Consider the following 17,865-nt stretch of genomic DNA (forward strand, 5'->3'; position numbering starts at 1 on the left):
CCGCGGCGTCGGGGTGGCGCGCGGCGTCGGGGTGGCGCGCGGCGTCGGCGTCACGGTCGGCGTGGGGCGCGGCGCGGGTGGGCGGATGATCGGCGCCGCAGCGTTGGTCGCTGGCACCTCGTCGGCGGGTCCGACCGGCGCACTGGTCGGCGTCGGCGACGGCTGCGAGGGCGGCAGGCTGAAGTTGCCGAGATCGGGGGTGCTCGGCGGCACGTCCTGCGCCAACGCCGCACCACCGGCAAAGGCGATCCACGCGCCCGCCACCAGCGCCACGCGCCGTCCCTTCTTCGTCCCTGCCATCGTCATCGCGTTATCGTCTGAACCCTGAACACGGGGCAACGGAATCGCTGCCGCGCCGCCGCCTGTACGGCGGACCGGCCGCACCACCAAACGCCGCGTGGCAGGGTGTGGCGGCTTCTTCAGCCTTTACCGCCCGGCATCAGGCCTTTGACCCGTTGCGGTCGCCAGGTCCGGTTGACGGAGGGCGACCCCTCCCCTATATCCGGCCGGTTACCACAGCTTCGGGAAATGACATGGCGTCGCGCACTATGTCGAACGGATTGGAGCAGGTGGGTTCATAAGACGCTGCAAGGCTGCCGTTGGTTCCGGATCCGGAACATGACGCGCGGCCTTTTGGCGTCTTGTCCTGCGCCCGGACGAATTAGACCAAGGCAGACAGCTACATGGCAACCAAGGCGATCGAAGGCGGCACCGCAAAGCGCCGCATCCGCAAGGTTTTCGGCAACATCCACGAAGTGGTTCAGATGCCGAACCTGATCGAGGTGCAGCGCGAAAGCTACGAACAGTTCCTGCGGTCGGACCCGTCGATCGGCTATGTCTCGGGCCTCGAGAAGACGCTGCGCAGCGTGTTCCCGATCCGCGACTTCGCCGGCACCGCGGAACTCGACTTCGTGAACTACGAACTCGAACCGCCGAAGTTCGACGTTGAGGAATGCCGCCAGCGTGGCATCACCTATGCCGCGCCGATGCGCGTGACGCTTCGCCTGATCGTGTTCGAGGTGGACCCGGAAACGGAAACCCGCTCGGTGCTCGATATCAAGGAGCAGGACGTCTACATGGGCGACATGCCGCTGATGACGGAGAACGGCACGTTCTTCATCAACGGCACGGAGCGCGTGATCGTCAGCCAGATGCACCGCTCGCCGGGCGTCCTCTTCGATCATGACCGCGGCAAGACGCACGCCTCGGGCAAGTATCTCTTTGCCGCCCGCGTGATCCCGTATCGCGGTTCGTGGCTCGATTTCGAGTTCGACGCGAAGGACATTGTCAACGTTCGTATCGACCGTAAGCGCAAGCTGCCGGTCACGGCGCTGCTCTACGCGCTGGGCCTCAACAGCGAGGAAATCCTCAACCACTTCTACAACCGCGTCACGTATGTGCGCGGCGAGGGTGGCTGGCGCATTCCGTTCGCGGCCGAGAACTGGCGCGGCGTGAAGCCGACGTTCGACCTGGTCGACGCAAATTCGGGCGAAGTGGTGTTCCCGATGGGCACCAAGGTCACCCCGCGCGCCGCCAACAAGGCGGCGAAGGACGGCCTCACCGACCTCCTCATCCCGACCGAGGAAATCTACGGCCGTTATTCGGCCTATGACCTCATCAACGAGCAGACCGGCGAGATCTACGTCGAGGCTGGCGATGAGATCGGCCCGGACAATCTCGAGAAGCTGGATCGCGCCGGCATCGACCGGATCGAGCTGCTCGACATCGACCATGTCACCACCGGTCCGTGGATCCGCAACACGCTGAAGGCCGACAAGGCCGAAGAGCGCGAGCAGGCGCTGTCGGACATCTATCGCGTGATGCGCCCTGGCGAGCCGCCGACGCTGGAAACGGCAGAGGCGCTGTTCGCCGGCCTGTTCTTCGATCCGGACCGCTACGACCTCTCGGCCGTCGGCCGCGTGAAGCTCAACATGCGCCTTGACCTCGATGCCGAGGACACGGTGACGACGCTGCGCACCGAGGACATTCTGGCCGTGGTGAAGACCCTCGTCGATCTGAAGGACGGCAAGGGCGAGATCGACGACATCGACAACCTCGGCAACCGCCGCGTGCGTTCTGTGGGCGAGCTGCTCGAGAACCAGTATCGCGTCGGCCTGCTGCGCATGGAGCGCGCGGTGAAGGAGCGGATGAGCTCGGTCGACGTGTCGACCGTCATGCCGAACGACCTCATCAACGCGAAGCCGGCCGTTGCCGCGGTGCGTGAATTCTTCGGCTCGTCGCAGCTGTCGCAGTTCATGGACCAGACCAACCCGCTGTCCGAAGTGACGCACAAGCGCCGTGTCTCGGCGCTCGGGCCGGGCGGTCTGACGCGTGAGCGCGCGGGCTTCGAGGTTCGCGACGTTCACCCGACGCACTATGGCCGTATCTGCCCGATCGAAACGCCGGAAGGCCCGAACATCGGTCTCATCAACTCGCTGTCGACCTTCGCGCGCGTCAACAAGTACGGCTTCATCGAGACGCCGTACCGCCGCGTGGTGGACGGCAAGGTGACCGGCGAGGTCGTGTACCTCTCCGCGATGGAAGAGCAGAAGCACACCGTTGCGCAGGCGAACGCCGAGCTCGACGCCGAGGGTCGCTTCACCGAGGAACTGATCTCGGCCCGTCAGGCCGGCGAATTCCTCATGGCGCTGCCCGAGACGATCACGCTGATGGACGTGTCGCCCAAGCAGCTGGTCTCGGTCGCCGCCTCGCTCATTCCGTTCCTGGAAAACGACGACGCCAACCGCGCGCTCATGGGCTCGAATATGCAGCGTCAGGCCGTGCCGCTGGTGAAGGCGGAAGCGCCCTTCGTCGGCACCGGCATGGAAGAGACCGTTGCGCGCGATTCGGGCGCCGCGATCTCGGCGCGTCGCGCCGGCATCGTCGACCAGGTCGACGCCAGCCGCATCGTGATCCGCGCCACCGGTGAGGTCGATGCCGGCAAGTCGGGCGTCGACATCTACTCGCTGATGAAGTTCCAGCGTTCCAACCAGTCGACCTGCATCAACCAGCGTCCGCTGGTGAAGGTGGGCGACGTGGTCAACGCCGGCGACATCCTCGCCGACGGTCCGTCGACCGAATTCGGTGAGCTCGCCCTCGGCCGCAACGCGCTCGTCGCGTTCATGCCGTGGAACGGCTACAACTACGAGGACTCGATCCTCATCTCCGAGCGGATCGTGAAGGACGACGTGTTCACGTCGATCCACATCGACGAGTTCGAGGTGATGGCCCGCGACACGAAGCTCGGGCCCGAGGACATCACGCGCGACATCCCGAATGTCGGCGAGGAAGCCCTGCGCAACCTCGACGAGGCGGGCATCGTGTACGTCGGTGCCGAGGTCGAGCCGGGCGACATCCTCGTCGGCAAGATCACGCCGAAGGGCGAAAGCCCGATGACGCCGGAAGAGAAGCTCCTCCGCGCCATCTTCGGTGAAAAGGCCAGCGACGTGCGCGACACCTCGCTTCGTCTGCCGCCGGGCGTTGCCGGTACGATTGTCGACGTTCGCGTCTTCAACCGTCACGGCATCGACAAGGACGAGCGCGCGATGGCGATCGAGCGCGAGGAGATCGAGCGCCTGAAGAAGGACTCGGACGACGAGCGCACGATTCTCAACCGCGCCACCTGGTCGCGCCTGCGCGAGATGCTGATCGGCCAGACCGCGACCGCGGTGCCGAAGGGCGGCCCCAAGAAGGGTGCCGTGATCGATCAGGACACGCTCGACAGCGTCGACCGCCACGAATGGTGGAAGTTCGCGGTCGCCGACGACAAGGTCCAGTCGGATCTCGAGGCGGTGAAGGCGCAGTATGACGAGGCCGCCAAGCTGATCCGCGAGAAGTTCGAGGATCGTCGCGAGAAGCTGGAGCGTGGCGACGAGCTGCCGCCGGGCGTGCTGAAGATGGTCAAGGTGTTCGTCGCGGTGAAGCGCAAGCTGCAGCCGGGCGACAAGATGGCCGGCCGTCACGGCAACAAGGGCGTCATCAGCCGCATCCTGCCGGTGGAGGACATGCCGTTCCTCGCCGACGGGACGCCGGTCGATCTCGTGCTGAACCCGCTGGGCGTGCCGTCGCGCATGAACGTCGGTCAGATCTTCGAGACGCACCTTGGCTGGGCCGCCCGCGGCCTCGGCCAGCAGATCGCGCAGCAGCTGGAGGAATGGCGTGAAGCCAATCCGGATGCCACCCCGGGCGCCATGCCCGAGGCGGTGAAGGACCGGCTGAAGACGATCTACGGCGACCATTATGTCGACGAGATCGAGGCACGTGACGCACAGGGCATCATCGAGCTGGCGACCAACCTGAAGCCCGGCGTTCCGATGGGCACTCCGGTGTTCGACGGTGCGGTGGAGCAGGACGTCGCCAACATGCTCGAGCTGGCGGGTCTCGATCCGTCGGGTCAGTCGGATCTGTTCGACGGGCGTACCGGCGATCAGTTCGACCGCAAGGTGACGGTGGGCATCATCTACATGCTGAAGCTCCACCACCTCGTCGACGACAAGATCCACGCACGTTCGATCGGGCCGTACAGCCTCGTCACCCAGCAGCCGCTGGGCGGTAAGGCGCAGTTCGGCGGCCAGCGCTTCGGCGAAATGGAGGTGTGGGCGCTGCAGGCTTATGGCGCGGCGTACACGCTCCAGGAGATGCTGACGGTGAAGTCCGACGACGTGGTCGGCCGCACCAAGGTCTATGAGGCGATCGTCAAGGGCGACGACACGTTCGAGGCCGGCATTCCGGAGAGCTTCAACGTGCTCGTCAAGGAAATGCGTTCGCTGGGCCTCAACGTCGAGCTGAAGAGCATGGAAGACGCGGACGACGGCGACCTGGCCGAGGCGGCTGAGTAACAGCACCGCTCCGACGATCGACCATCCCTCCCCTAGCCCCTCCCGCCCGCGCGGGAGGGGGAAGAGGTAGAAAAATGAACGAACTTACCAATTTCGCGAACCCGGTCGCCAAGCCGGAGACCTTCGACCAGATCCAGATCGGCATTGCGTCCCCGGACCGCATCCGCTCCTGGTCGTTCGGCGAGATCAAGAAGCCCGAGACGATCAACTATCGCACGTTCAAGCCCGAGCGTGACGGCCTGTTCTGCGCGCGCATCTTCGGTCCGATCAAGGACTACGAATGCCTGTGCGGCAAGTACAAGCGCATGAAGTACAAGGGCATCGTCTGCGAGAAGTGCGGCGTCGAGGTCACCGTCTCGAAGGTTCGCCGCGAGCGCATGGGCCATATCGAGCTCGCCGCCCCAGTCGCGCACATCTGGTTCCTGAAGTCGCTGCCGTCGCGCATCGGCCTGCTGCTCGACATGCAGCTGAAGCAGCTCGAGCGCGTGCTGTACTTCGAAGCCTATATCGTCATCGAGCCGGGCCTCACCCCGCTCGAAAAGTATCAGCTTCTCACCGAGGATGAGCTGCTCGAGGCGCAGGACGAATATGGCGAGGACGCCTTCTCTGCCGGCATCGGCGCAGAGGCCGTGCGCATCATGCTCGAGAGCCTGGATCTCGAAGGCGAGAAGACCGCGCTGCTCGAAGAGCTGGCGACGACCAAGTCGGAGCTGAAGCCCAAGAAGATCATCAAGCGGCTGAAGGTCGTCGAGAGCTTCCTGGAATCGGGCAACCGTCCGGAGTGGATGATCCTCGAGGTCGTGCCGGTCATCCCGCCCGAACTGCGCCCGCTGGTGCCGCTCGATGGTGGCCGCTTCGCGACGTCGGATCTCAACGATCTGTATCGCCGCGTGATCAACCGTAACAACCGTCTGAAGCGGCTGATGGAGCTGCGTGCGCCGGACATCATCGTTCGCAACGAAAAGCGCATGCTGCAGGAAGCGGTCGACGCGCTGTTCGACAACGGCCGCCGCGGCCGCACGATCACGGGCGCCAACAAGCGTCCGCTGAAGTCGCTGTCCGACATGCTCAAGGGCAAGCAGGGCCGCTTCCGTCAGAACCTGCTCGGCAAGCGCGTCGACTATTCGGGCCGTTCGGTCATCGTGACCGGTCCGGAGCTCAAGCTGCACCAGTGCGGCCTGCCGAAGAAGATGGCGCTCGAGCTGTTCAAGCCGTTCATCTACGCACGTCTCGACGCCAAGGGTCTTTCCATGACCCTGAAGCAGGCGAAGAAGTGGGTCGAGAAGGAGCGCAAGGAAGTCTGGGACATCCTGGACGAGGTGATCCGCGAGCACCCGGTTCTGCTGAACCGCGCGCCGACGCTTCACCGCCTCGGCATCCAGGCGTTCGAGCCCGTGCTGATCGAGGGCAAGGCGATCCAGCTTCACCCGCTGGTCTGCTCGGCCTTCAACGCCGACTTTGACGGTGACCAGATGGCCGTTCACGTCCCGCTGTCGCTCGAAGCGCAGCTGGAAGCGCGCGTCCTGATGATGTCGACCAACAACATCCTCTCGCCCGCCAACGGCAAGCCGATCATCGTGCCGTCGCAGGACATGGTGCTCGGTCTCTACTATCTCTCGATGGAGAAGCAGAACGAGCCGGGCGAAGGCATGCTGCTGGCCGACATGGAGGAAGTGCACCAGGCGTTGTTCAACGGCGCGGTGACGCTGCACACCAAGATCGTCAGCCGCGTTCCGCAGACCGACGAGGACGGCAACCAGTACCTCAAGCGCTACGAGACCACGCCGGGCCGTATGCTGCTCGGCGAGTGCCTGCCGAAGAGCCACAAGGTACCGTTCGAAACCGTCAACCGCCTGCTGACCAAGAAGGACGTCACCGACGTCATCGACGAAGTGTATCGTCACACCGGCCAGAAGGAGACGGTGCTGTTCGCCGACGCCATCATGGCACTCGGCTTCCGCCACGCCTTCCGCGCCGGCATCTCGTTCGGCAAGGACGACATGATCATCGCGCCGGACAAGACCAAGCTGGTCGACGAGACGCGTGAGCAGGTGAAGGACTTCGAGCAGCAGTATCAGGACGGCCTGATCACGCAGCAGGAGAAGTACAACAAGGTGATCGACGCCTGGAGCCGTTGCGGTGACCAGGTGGCGAACTCGATGATGAACGAGATCAAGGCCGTTCGCATCGACGAGGAGACCGGCCGTGAGAAGCCGATCAACTCGATCTACATGATGGCGCACTCCGGTGCGCGTGGTTCGCAGGCGCAGATCAAGCAGCTCGCGGGCATGCGCGGCCTGATGGCCAAGCCGTCGGGCGAGATCATCGAAACGCCGATCATCTCGAACTTCAAGGAGGGCCTGACCGTCCTTGAATACTTCAACTCCACCCACGGCGCCCGTAAGGGCCTCGCGGATACGGCGTTGAAGACGGCGAACTCGGGCTACCTCACCCGCCGTCTCGTCGACGTGTCGCAGGATTGCGTCATCGTCGAGGACGATTGCGGCACCGAGCGCGCGCTTGAGATGAAGGCGATCGTTCAGGGCGGCTCGGTCATCGCGTCGCTCGGCGAGCGTATCCTTGGTCGTACGACCGCGGAGGACATCGTCGAGGCGAAGACCGGCGAGGTCGTGATCCCGATCGGCACCCTGCTCGACGAGCCGATGGTGGCGAAGATCGAGGCAACCGGTGTGCAGGCCGTCAAGATCCGCTCGCCGCTGGTCTGCGAAAGCAAGATCGGCGTCTGCGGCAAGTGCTACGGGCGTGATCTCGCCCGCGGTACGCCGGTGAACATCGGCGAGGCCGTCGGCGTCATCGCGGCGCAGTCGATCGGTGAGCCGGGCACGCAGCTGACGATGCGTACCTTCCACATCGGCGGCGCGGCGCAGCTCAACGAGCAGTCGAACCTCGAAGCGCCGGTCGACGGCACGATCGAGTATCGCGACTTGCGCATCATCGTCGACCAGCGTGGTCGCCGCGTGGTGCTCAGCCGCTCGGGTGAAGTCGCGATCGTCGACATGGATGGCCGCGAGCTGGCGGTGCACAAGATCCCGTACGGCGCGAACGTGCTGTGCGACGATGGGCACATCATCAGCGCCGGCGATCGCATCGCCGAATGGGATCCGTTCACCATGCCGGTGATCACGGAAACCGGCGGCACGGTGAAGTATCAGGACCTCATCGAGGGCAAGACGCTGACCGAGCAGGTTGACGAGGCAACGGGCATCGCCCAGCGCGTCGTGATCGAATATCGTGCAGCTGGCCGTTCGAAGGAGGATCTGCGTCCGCGCATCACCCTGCTCGACGAAGGCTCGGGTGAATCCGCCCGCTACATGCTGGCGCCGGGTGCGGTGCTGTCGGTCGACGACAACTCGGTCGTCTATGCCGGCGACGTGGTTGCCCGTGTCGCTCGCGAGTCCGCCAAGACCCGCGACATCACCGGCGGTCTGCCGCGCGTTGCCGAGCTGTTCGAAGCGCGCAAGCCGAAGGAAAATGCGATCATCGCGAAGGTCTCGGGCCGCGTGGTGTTCGGCAAGGACTATAAGGCGAAGCGCAAGATCGGCATCCAGCCCGAGGACGGCGGCGAGGTGGTGGAATACCTCATCCCGAAGTCGAAGGTGATCGACGTTCAGGAAGGCGACTACGTCAAGCGTGGCGACAACCTGATCGGCGGCAGCCCGGATCCGCATGACATTCTCGAGGTGCTCGGCATCGAGCCGCTCGCGGAATATCTCGTGTCGGAAATCCAGGAAGTCTATCGACTGCAGGGCGTGAAGATCAACGACAAGCACATCGAGACGATCGTTCGTCAGATGCTGCAGAAGGTCGAGATCACCGAAGCCGGCGACACCACCCTGCTCCCTGGCGAGCAGGTGGACCGTGCGGAGATGGACGAGGTCAACGCGAAGCTCGGCAAGAACGAGGCACCGGCCCAGGGCAAGCCCATCCTCCTCGGCATCACCAAGGCGTCGCTGCAGACCCGGTCGTTCATCTCGGCCGCGTCGTTCCAGGAGACCACCCGCGTCCTCACCGAGGCAGCGGTCCAGGGCAAGCAGGACACGCTGATGGGCCTGAAGGAAAACGTCATCGTCGGCCGGCTCATCCCGGCAGGCACTGGCGCGGGCATGAACCGCCTGCGCGTGGCGGCTTCCTCGCGCGACGCCGCGCTTCGTGCCCAGCAGAAGAAGCTGGCCGATGCGATGATCGTCGCGCCGTCCAGCGCGGAAGAACTGCGTGCGGCCGAAAACGCCCGCAGCCCGCGTGAGGACGTCGGCACCGGTGACGATCCGCTCGCCACCGTCGTCCCCTCGGGCGACGGCAGCGACGAGGCTGCCGGCGAGTATCTGAACGACTGATTGTTCCGGTCAGCCTGACACAATCAGCCCCGCCGGAGCGATCCGGCGGGGCTTTTTGTTTGAAAATACCCACAGCGGCGTCGACGTGCCGCGCCGGCGTCAACCGGGTACCGCAGCCGACCCGGCGAGCAGCCCGCCATCAATGCTGATCTCGGTCCCGGTGACATAGGTCGCCTCGTCCGACGCCAGCGTCACTGCCAGCGCGGCGACCTCGTCCGCCCTGCCGAAGCGCCGGAGCGGCGTATCGGCGACCAGCGCCGCCATGCGCGCCTCGCGCTCCGGCCCCTCCCCCAGCATTTGTTCCCACATCGTCGTCAGGATCGCGGCGGGGTGGATCGAATTACACCGGATCCGCCACCCCTGCTGGGCGCAATAAAGCGCCACCGTCTTGCTGTGATTGCGGATCGCAGCCTTGGAGGAGGCGTAGGCCGCAGCGCCCGGTATCCCAACCATGCCGGATCGCGACGAGATGTTGATGATCGATCCAGTCCCTGCGCCCTTCATCGCGCCGATCGCATAACGACAGCCAAGGAACGTGCCGTCCAGGTTCACCTGATGCACCGCCCGCCAATCGGAGAGGCTGGCATGTTCCGGATCGTGCGGCCCCGCATTGCTCTCAAATCCGGTCACGCCGGCATTGTTGACCACGACGTCGGCGACGGGAACCAGCTGCGCGAGCCGGTCCCAATCCTCCTCCTCGCGCACGTCGAGCGGCTCGAAACGGCAGCCGATCTCTGCCGCGGTCGCAGCGCCCGCCACCGCGTCCACATCAGTGACGAAGACGCGCGCGCCCTCATCATGGAAGCCCGCGGCAATCGCACGCCCGATCCCACGCGCCGCGCCAGTGACGACGCACGTCTTGTTCTTCAATCTTTGCATGAATGTTCTCGAAACAGAGTCCGGACGGCGGATCGCTCCACCAATCGATGTCTTTTGCCGCCTCAGCGGTGACGCTGGATCATCTCGAAAACTCCTGAACCTTGCCTGCTTCTACAGGAGAGCGCCGCGTGGAGCAATTTTCTCGCGCGCTCCACCTCCGTGAGCCCCGACGAGCCCCATCAGACAAACTGCTGGGCGAACAGGAAACAATTGGTGCTACGCTGGCACCTTCTCTCCGCTTTTTTGCGGGCCACGCCGGAGACGCTCCATGGGCATCAGCAAGGCAATCGCAGTCACCTTGGCGGCACAGCTTTCGAACCCAATGCTCCCGGCCGGCGCCATTCCCAGTCCTCGGTCGCTCCCGATTTCATCCACGCAGCCCGAACCTTCCCGGGCCTGTGCGGTCCCGCGCGGCTGGGAGGGGGTCGCTGAGCGCGAACCTCGATTTGTCATCTTTGGTGAAGTGCATGGAACGCAGCAGGCACCGGCCTTCATCGGCGATCTCTCTTGCGCGCTGGCGGCGCAAGGCAAGAGGATCCTGGTCGCCGTCGAACACCCCTCTGATCTCAGCGCCGCCTACCAACATGCCTGGCAGCTCCCAGAAACGGCGTTCGTACAGGCGTTGAGCAAGGCTGGCTGGGCGCAGATGGACGACGGAACGGGCAGCGAAGCGATGATGGCCCTACTGGTGCGCCTGCATCAGCTGGCGCGGCGCGGCGCGGCGCAGCGATAGACGTAACGCCCTTCAACGGCATGAAGAACGAGGCGCAGGCGCAGCAATTCGCGCACCTGCCGGGTCAGGGCCCGCACGAGGCAGCACAGGCAGACAATATCCTGCGCGCCGCATCCTCCCGCCCCTATGATTATGTGCTCGTGCTGGTGGGTAACGTACATGCGCGCAAGCGGCCCGTGCACCATTCCGGCGTCACGTTCGACCCGATGGCGCGGCATCTGGCGCGGCATGGTCGCCTTGTGACCCTTGATATGGAGACGGCCGGCGGCGCGGCGTGGAGCTGCCAGATCAAGCCAGACTTCAAGCCTCAGCCGGGCACGCCCGTCACGTCAGACGCGGTCCTGTGCGGGCCTCACGCTGTCGGCAGGACCGAACAGCCCGACGGCCCGCCCTTCATTGCCCTGACCGATCCGCCCCCCGCTCATCACGCCGCCGATTACGACGGGACCTTCTGGCTAGGTCGTGTCCGCAGCTCTCCGCCGGCGGTCACACCCGACTAGAGCGCAGGCGCTGCCCCCGCGCGCGCTTTTGCGGTTGCCATTCATCGCGCAGCAGGCCCCAGATCACGCTGTCGCGCACCCCGATATGCGTGTGCCATTCCGCGCGCAGCAATCCCTCGCGCTGGAAACCTAAGTCCATCAAGAGCGCGATCGATCGCTGATTGTCGGGATCGGTATCGGCGAACACGCGCCGCGCGCCCTCGGCAAACAACAGGTCGATCAACGTGCCCACCGCCTCGCGACCATAGCCCTTGCCGGCGGCCGACGGTGCCAGCAGATAGCCGATCTCCATCACGCCGCGCCGCCGCTCCCCCGCGGCCAGCGTGCCGATCGCGCGGTCGCTCGCCTTCTCCACGATCACCCATTGCCGCCACTGGTCGTCGACGTGCGGGGTCACATAGGCGATCGTGTCCGCGACGCTCTCATGCGGCGGGCTCGACCAGAAGCGCATCACCCGCTGGTCGCGATAGGCTTCGTACAGCGCCGGCGCGTCGTCATGCGTCGGGGCCCGCATCAGCAGCCGCTCGCTTTCAAACGGGTCCGCCCTCATGCCGACGATCAACCCGCCAGCGCCTCGACCAGCGCCTGCACCTTTTGCTGGCGCCATTGCGGCAGCGGCGCGACCAGCCAATAGCCCAGCCGCGACGGCCGCGGCTCACCGACCAGCGCCACCTTGCCCGCGGCGATATCATGCGCGGCGAGCAGCTCGGGCACCGTCGCCCGGCCCAGCCCGCGTGCCGCGGCGTCCAGCGCCAGCCCCGCATCCCCGACGCGCACCAGCGCCCCGGCCTCATCCATGCCGTCACCCGGCCAGGCGATGATCGCCGCCGCGCCGCCGCCCGGCCGCTCGACCGTCACCATGCCCTCGCTCTCGATCGCCTCGCCTTCGTGAAGGCCCGGACCCTCACCCCAGGTGATGGCAAGGTCGAGGTTCGCCTCGGTGAAATCGGGCGCGCTGTCGGCGGTCACCAGCACGAAGCGCAGGTCGCTGTCGCGCTGCGCGATCGTCGCCAGCCGCGGCAGCAGCCACTTCTCCGTCAAGTCGCGCGGCGCGGCGATGGTCAGCGACTTGGACGATTGCCCCGCCTGCATCGCCCGCACCGCTTCCTCGAACTGCAGGAAGCCCTGTCGCAGCGCCGACAGGCCGGCCTCGCCCTCCGGCGTCAGCTCCAACCCCTTGGTCGTGCGGCGGAACAGCACCACGCCCAGCGTATCCTCCAGCGCGCGGACCTGCTGGCCCACCGCCGCCGGGGTCACCGCCAGTTCGTCGGCCGCGCGGGTAAACGACAGATGGCGTGCCGCGGCATCCAGCACGCGCAGACCGTTCAGGGGAAGATGCGTACGCTTCACGCCGCGCTCCCCCTGGCAAGCGGCGATCGGTCAGAATGATAGGCGTGACGGGTCACCATGCCACGTGCCATGCCCCGCTCCCGCCCGCATCGCAAGCGACGCTGCTCAGCCACGCTCTCCACCGGTCACCGCGGGCGCAATCAGCGCGAACTTCGGGATGGCGACGTCGAACGTCATGCCGGCGGCATCGACCATGCGATAACTGCCCTGCATCGACCCGGCCGGCGTGGCCAGCGGGCAGCCCGAGACATAATCGTAGCTTCCGCCCGGCAGGATCAGCGGCTGCTCGCCCACCACGCCCTCGCCCTCGACCGAATGGCGCGCCCCGCGCCCGTCGATGATGATCCAATGGCGGGTCAGCAGCTGCACTGCCTGCGGCCCATCATTCTCGATGCGGATATGATAGGCCCAGAACCAGCGGCCCCGCTCGGGCTCCGACTGTTCGGGTAGATAGCTGACCGACACGCGCACGGTCACTCCCCGCGTCGTTTGCGACGAAGGGAAGAATGCCTTCACAAGCCGATCGTCCGCAGCGCCTGGTCGAGATCGTCGATCAGGTCGGCCGGATCCTCCAACCCGACATTCAGCCGCAGCATGCCCTCGCCGATCCCCATCTCCTCGCGCTTCTCCGGCGTGACCGACGCATGGGTGGTGGAGGCGGGATGGGTCATCAGCGACCGGGAATCGCCGATATTGTTGGAAATGTCGATCAGCTGCAGCGCATCGAGCAGGCCGTGCGCCATCGCACGTCCTCCCTCCACCTCGAAGGCGAAGATCGGCCCGCTTGCCTCCATCTGCGACATGGCCAGCTCGTGCTGCGGATGGCTGGGCAGGCCGGGGTGAAGGATCCGCGCGACACGCCCTTCCAGGAACGCGCCGACCTTCAGCGCATTCTCCGACTGGCGACGGATGCGCAGGTCCAGCGTCTCCAGCCCCTTCAGCACGACCCACGCGTTGAACGGCGACAGCGTCGGCCCGGTATTGCGCGTGAACGGCAGCAGCGTGTTGTCGATGAAATCCTTGGTGCCGCACACCGCGCCGGCGAGAACGCGGCCCTGCCCGTCCATCATCTTGGTGGCGGAATAAGCCGTCACGTCGGCGCCGAATTCCATCGGCCGCTGCAGGGCGGGCGTGGCAAAGGCATTGTCCACCACGCTGGTGATGCCGCGCTCGCGCGCGATGGTGCACACCGCGCGCAGGTCGACGACGTCCATCGTCGGGTTGGCCGGCGTTTCGAAGAAGAACACCTTGGTTTCGGGCCGCACCGCATCGATGAATTGCTGCGGATCGCGCGCGTCGACCACCGTGGTCGCGATCCCGAACTTGGGCAGCAGGTTGTCGACCAGCCAGCGGCACGATCCGAACGCCGCGCGCCCGGCCACCACATGGTCGCCGGCCTGCAACTGGCTCAGCAGCACCGCGGTCATCGCCGCCATGCCGCTGGCCATCGTGCGACACGCCTCGGCCCCTTCCAGCAGCGCGATGCGATGCTCCAGCATCTCCACCGTCGGGTTCTGCAGCCGGGAATAGGTCATCCCCTCCTGCTCACCGGCGAACCGCGCCGCGGCATCTCCGGCACAGTCATAGGCATAGCCGGAGGTGACGAAGATCGCCTCGGACGTTTCGCCAAATTCGGATCGAACGGTGCCCCCGCGAATGGCACGGGTCGCAGGGCGCCAGGTGTCGGTGATCGTGCGGTCTTGTCCGGTGCGGCGCTTCATCCGGCCGCTTTCGGCCAATTGCTGCGGGCTTTCAAGCACGACGCTCGCTCGTCTTGCCGCGCGCCACCCACGCGCCGCATTGGCGCTTTGCCCACATCCGGCTAAGTCCGGGCCATGCTGCGCCGCCCCCTGCCGCTCGCGATCGTGGTTTTCCTGGTCGCGGAGGCATTGTTCCTCATCGGCCTGACGGTGCCGCACCAGTTCGTGTTCGACGAGGTGCATTACGTGCCCGCAGCCCGCGCGCTGCTGACGCTGGACGGCCCGGTCAACATCGAACACCCGCTGCTCGGCAAATGGCTGATCGCGCAGGGCATCCGCCTGTTTGGCGACGATACCCTCGGCTGGCGGTTCATGTCGACGCTGGCGGGTGCCGTCACCGTGACCGCAATCTTCGCGATCGTGTGGCAGATCACCCATCGCCGCCGCCCCAGCCTCGTCGCGGCGGCGCTGACCGTGCTGAACTTCACGGTGTTCGTGCAGGCGCGCATCGCGATGCTCGACGGCTTCATGCTCGCCTTCCTCGCCGCCGGCATCGCCATGGCGGCCGCCGCGCTGCGCAATGGCGGGCTGGCCCGCTGGGCCGTGGCCGCGGCGCTGCTTGGCGCGGCCACCGCCTGCAAATGGCTCGCCGCCCCCTATGTCGCCTTTGCCGCCCTCGCCTTCGTGCTGCTGAAGCGGGAGGATCCGCGCCGCTTCCCGGGCCTGTCGACGCCGGTCGCGCTTGGCGTGCTCGCGCTGGTCTCGGCCGTGACCTACCTCGCCACCTTCGCGCCGGCCTTCTTCTATCGCGACGCACCGCTGACGCTCGCAACGCTGCTGCCGTTTCAGCTGGAGATGTTCGACCGGCAGACGCAGGTGCTGCCCGCCCACACCTATCAGTCGAACTGGTGGACATGGCCGCTACTGATCCGCCCGATCTGGTATCTCTATGAGCCGGCGGACGGCGCGCAGCGCGGCATCCTCCTGCTCGGCAATCCCGTCATCATGTGGACCGGGCTGATCGCGGTGGTCGCCTGCTGGTGGGGCTGGGTCCGCTCCGGCTCGGCCCGCCTGCTCGCCGCCGCCGCCCTGTGGACCGGCAGCCTCGCCGTCTGGGCGGTGATCCCCAAGTCTCTCGGCTTCTATTATTATTACTATCCGTCCAGCGTCTTCATCGTCATCGCCATCGTGGTCGCGCTCGATCACTGGCGCGCACGCACCCGCGGGTGGGACACGGCGCTGCTCGCCGCGTCATTGGCGCTCGCGATCTATTTCTATCCGGTGCTCGCTGCGCTGCCGCTGCCTGACGCCAACGCCTTCCGCTATTGGACGTGGTTTCCGACCTGGGTCTGACCCCGCCTCAATAGCGACCCCAGACGAAGCGCGACGACAAGGCGTAATTCCACACCGCGCCCACCAGCACCCCGGCCAGCGCCGACGCTGCCCAGGCGCCGTAATGGAAATCGTACAGGAACGCCGCGACCCCGACGTTGGCGACCGCGCCGACCGAGCAGACGACGCAGAACGACACCCATCCGTCCAGCAACTGCCGCGCGCCCCTCAGCCGCCGGTCGCGATAGGTCAGCGCATTGTTGAGGAAGAAATTGAACGTCATCGCCGCGCCGGTGGCAGCAATCTGACCGATCAGGAACGACGCGCCGGCCACCAGGTGGAGCAGCGCCAGAACGCCCATATGGATGCCGACGCCGATCACCCCGATGGCGGAGAACATCGCAAACCGCACCGGCACCAGCCGGCCGAAGCGGCGATCGTACAGCGCGATCAGATATTCGAGCGCCACGACATGATCGAGCTTCGATTCCCCCTCGGTCCGAACGCGAAAGACATAGGGCAGCTCGCGAAACCGCAGCGGCCGGCCGCCGGCGGTCATGATGTCGAGCAGGATCTTGAACCCAATCCCCGCCAGATGCGGTGCCCGCGCGCGCACGACGTCGGTGCGCACCATGAAGAACCCGCTCATCGGGTCGGTCAGTCCCACATCCAGCACACGCTGCGACAGCCGCGTGGCGAGCGCCGACTTGCTCAGCCGGTCGCGATCCCAGTCGCCCGTCCCGCCGCCCTCGACGAAGCGCGACCCCACCACGATGTCGAGCGCCGCGTCCGATCGAAGCGCCGCCAGCATGTCCGGCAGGATGGTCTCGTCATGCTGCAGGTCGCCGTCGATCACCGCCACCGCGGGGGCGGCGGTCGCGCACATCCCCTCGATACAGGCAGTGGCAAGGCCCCGCCGCCCGATCCGCTGGATCACGCGCACGCGGCGGTCGATCCGCGCAATCTCGCGCGCCGCCTCGGCCGTCCCGTCCGGGCTGTCGTCGTCGACGAAGATCGCTTCCCAGTTGATCCCGGTCAGCGCCTGGTCCAGCCGCGCGACCAGGACCGGGACATTCGCTTTCTCGTTGAACGTCGGGATGACGATGGCGAGGTCGAGCAGGTCGCTCACCCCCGGTTACAACGCCCCCAGCACCGCGTCGCCCATCTCCCGGGTGGAACAGGTGCCGCCAAGGTCCGCCGTGCGATGCGTCACCAGCGCGCGCGCCACCGCCGCCTCGACCCGGTCGGCCGCGTCCGGCAGCTCCAGCGAATGGCGCAGCATCATCGCGGCGGACAGGATCGTCGCGCACGGATTGGCCTTGCCCTGCCCGGCGATGTCGGGCGCCGACCCGTGGATCGGCTCGTACAGCCCCTTGCCCGTGTCATCGAGCGAGGCGGACGGCAGCAGCCCGATCGATCCGACGCACATCGATGCCTGGTCGGACAGGATGTCGCCGAAGAGGTTGCCGGTCACGATGACGTCGAACTGCCCCGGATCGCGCACCAGCTGCATCGCGGCATTGTCGACATACATGTGGGTCAGCGTGACGTCGGCATATTCCCGCGCCACCTCCGTCACCACGTCGCGCCACAATTGCGACGTTTCCAGCACATTGGCCTTGTCGACCGAGCACAGCCGCCCGCCGCGCCGGCGTGCCGCCTCGAACCCCGCCACCGCGATCCGCGCCACTTCGCCCTCGTCATAGCTCATCAGGTCATAACCCTGACGTAGCCCCGCGGCCGTGGTGCGCATCCCCTTTTCGCCGAAATAGACGTCGCCGTTCAGCTCGCGCACGATCAGCAGGTCGATGGTGCGCGCCACCTCGGGCCGCAGCGCGGAGGCATCCTCCAGGCCTGGGAACAGCTTTGCCGGCCGCAGGTTCGCGAACAGCGACAATTCCTTGCGCAATCCCAGGATCGCCTGTTCCGGGCGCAGCCCCCGCTCCAGCGCGTCGCAGGAAGGGTCGCCGACCGACCCGAACAGGATCGCGTCCGCGCGATGCGCCAGCTCCAGCGTCTCGGGTGGCAGCGGCTCGCCCGTCGCATGATAGGCCGCGCCGCCCACCAGCGCGCTTTCAAACGCGAGCGGCAGGTCCAGCGCCTCCAGCACGCGGCGCGCCTCCGCCGTCACTTCGGGTCCGATGCCGTCACCCGGCAGGATTGCGATCAGGGCCATGC

At 66.3% G+C, this 17,865-nt stretch carries 12 protein-coding genes and 1 pseudogene; 5 read left to right on the forward strand and 8 right to left on the reverse strand.

What is annotated here, in order from left to right:
• Positions 1-300 (reverse strand): annotated as a pseudogene (locus tag XM50_RS20470) (hypothetical protein); the annotation flags it as partial.
• Positions 301-683: 383 nt separating this feature from the next.
• Between XM50_RS20470 and rpoB the strand changes: the two are divergent.
• Together rpoB and rpoC are read left to right on the forward strand one after the other, a co-directional pair.
• On the forward strand, positions 684-4,838 hold the full coding sequence (gene rpoB / locus XM50_RS06260) for a DNA-directed RNA polymerase subunit beta (RefSeq protein ID WP_046408314.1): 4,155 nt from the start codon (positions 684-686) through the stop codon (positions 4,836-4,838).
• Positions 4,839-4,912: 74 nt separating this feature from the next.
• The gene (gene rpoC, locus XM50_RS06265; RefSeq protein WP_046408316.1) at positions 4,913-9,193 is read left to right on the forward strand and encodes a DNA-directed RNA polymerase subunit beta'; all 4,281 of its coding nucleotides are present in this window, start codon (positions 4,913-4,915) and stop codon (positions 9,191-9,193) included.
• 99 nt (positions 9,194-9,292) lie between these two features.
• Here rpoC and XM50_RS06270 read toward each other — a convergent pair whose 3' ends face one another.
• Positions 9,293-10,072 carry an SDR family oxidoreductase gene (locus XM50_RS06270; protein ID WP_046408317.1) on the reverse strand — a complete coding sequence of 260 codons (780 nt, stop codon included), beginning with the start codon at positions 10,070-10,072 and terminating at the stop codon, positions 9,293-9,295.
• Between the two features lie 268 nt (positions 10,073-10,340).
• On the opposite strand from XM50_RS06270, the gene XM50_RS20040 reads away from it, so the two are divergent.
• Together XM50_RS20040 and XM50_RS06280 are read left to right on the forward strand one after the other, a co-directional pair.
• Positions 10,341-10,805, forward strand: coding sequence for a hypothetical protein (locus XM50_RS20040; RefSeq protein ID WP_156167194.1), 465 nt, complete (start codon positions 10,341-10,343; stop codon positions 10,803-10,805).
• A gap of 20 nt (positions 10,806-10,825) precedes the next feature.
• Positions 10,826-11,305, forward strand: a complete 480-nt coding sequence (locus XM50_RS06280) for a hypothetical protein (protein WP_046408320.1) — start codon at positions 10,826-10,828, stop codon at positions 11,303-11,305.
• On the opposite strand, the gene XM50_RS06285 is transcribed toward XM50_RS06280, so the two are convergent.
• From XM50_RS06285 to XM50_RS06300, 4 genes are all read right to left on the reverse strand, one after another.
• Positions 11,292-11,855 (reverse strand): GNAT family N-acetyltransferase, encoded by a 564-nt coding sequence (locus XM50_RS06285; protein ID WP_046408322.1) that lies wholly within the window; start codon positions 11,853-11,855, stop codon positions 11,292-11,294. The genes XM50_RS06280 and XM50_RS06285 overlap by 14 nt on opposite strands.
• A gap of 8 nt (positions 11,856-11,863) precedes the next feature.
• The gene (locus tag XM50_RS06290; protein WP_046408324.1) at positions 11,864-12,655 is read right to left on the reverse strand and encodes a LysR family transcriptional regulator; all 792 of its coding nucleotides are present in this window, start codon (positions 12,653-12,655) and stop codon (positions 11,864-11,866) included.
• Positions 12,656-12,760: 105 nt separating this feature from the next.
• On the reverse strand, positions 12,761-13,171 hold the full coding sequence (gene apaG, locus XM50_RS06295; protein ID WP_046408325.1) for a Co2+/Mg2+ efflux protein ApaG: 411 nt from the start codon (positions 13,169-13,171) through the stop codon (positions 12,761-12,763).
• The gene (locus XM50_RS06300) at positions 13,168-14,376 is read right to left on the reverse strand and encodes a trans-sulfuration enzyme family protein (protein WP_046408327.1); all 1,209 of its coding nucleotides are present in this window, start codon (positions 14,374-14,376) and stop codon (positions 13,168-13,170) included. Before XM50_RS06300 ends, apaG begins: the two co-directional genes overlap by 4 nt.
• Before the next feature lie 114 nt (positions 14,377-14,490).
• On the opposite strand from XM50_RS06300, the gene XM50_RS06305 reads away from it, so the two are divergent.
• Positions 14,491-15,708: a glycosyltransferase family 39 protein gene (locus XM50_RS06305; RefSeq protein WP_046408329.1), complete on the forward strand. Its 1,218-nt coding sequence runs from the start codon at positions 14,491-14,493 to the stop codon at positions 15,706-15,708.
• 7 nt (positions 15,709-15,715) lie between these two features.
• Here the strand turns inward: XM50_RS06305 and XM50_RS06310 are convergent, their stop codons facing one another.
• Together XM50_RS06310 and leuB are read right to left on the reverse strand one after the other, a co-directional pair.
• Positions 15,716-16,816 (reverse strand): glycosyltransferase family 2 protein, encoded by a 1,101-nt coding sequence (locus XM50_RS06310; protein ID WP_046408331.1) that lies wholly within the window; start codon positions 16,814-16,816, stop codon positions 15,716-15,718.
• Positions 16,817-16,822: 6 nt separating this feature from the next.
• Positions 16,823-17,863 (reverse strand): 3-isopropylmalate dehydrogenase, encoded by a 1,041-nt coding sequence (leuB, locus tag XM50_RS06315; RefSeq protein WP_046408332.1) that lies wholly within the window; start codon positions 17,861-17,863, stop codon positions 16,823-16,825.
• Positions 17,864-17,865 lie beyond the last annotated feature (2 nt).

The sequence above is a fragment of the Sphingomonas sp. Ag1 genome (assembly GCF_000980895.1).
Lineage (GTDB): Bacteria > Pseudomonadota > Alphaproteobacteria > Sphingomonadales > Sphingomonadaceae > Sphingomonas > Sphingomonas panaciterrae.

Excerpts from the sequence above, each read along its gene's own strand:
- XM50_RS06300 (WP_046408327.1), bottom strand. The coding sequence starts at position 14,376 with ATGAAGCGCCGCACCGGACAAGACCGCACGATCACCGACACCTGGCGC.
- XM50_RS20040 (WP_156167194.1), top strand. The coding sequence starts at position 10,341 with ATGGGCATCAGCAAGGCAATCGCAGTCACCTTGGCGGCACAGCTTTCG.
- XM50_RS06305 (WP_046408329.1), top strand. The coding sequence starts at position 14,491 with ATGCTGCGCCGCCCCCTGCCGCTCGCGATCGTGGTTTTCCTGGTCGCG.
- XM50_RS06285 (WP_046408322.1), bottom strand. The coding sequence starts at position 11,855 with ATGAGGGCGGACCCGTTTGAAAGCGAGCGGCTGCTGATGCGGGCCCCG.
- leuB (WP_046408332.1), bottom strand. The coding sequence starts at position 17,863 with ATGGCCCTGATCGCAATCCTGCCGGGTGACGGCATCGGACCCGAAGTG.
- XM50_RS06280 (WP_046408320.1), top strand. The coding sequence starts at position 10,826 with ATGAAGAACGAGGCGCAGGCGCAGCAATTCGCGCACCTGCCGGGTCAG.
- rpoB (WP_046408314.1), top strand. The coding sequence starts at position 684 with ATGGCAACCAAGGCGATCGAAGGCGGCACCGCAAAGCGCCGCATCCGC.
- rpoC (WP_046408316.1), top strand. The coding sequence starts at position 4,913 with ATGAACGAACTTACCAATTTCGCGAACCCGGTCGCCAAGCCGGAGACC.
- XM50_RS06270 (WP_046408317.1), bottom strand. The coding sequence starts at position 10,072 with ATGCAAAGATTGAAGAACAAGACGTGCGTCGTCACTGGCGCGGCGCGT.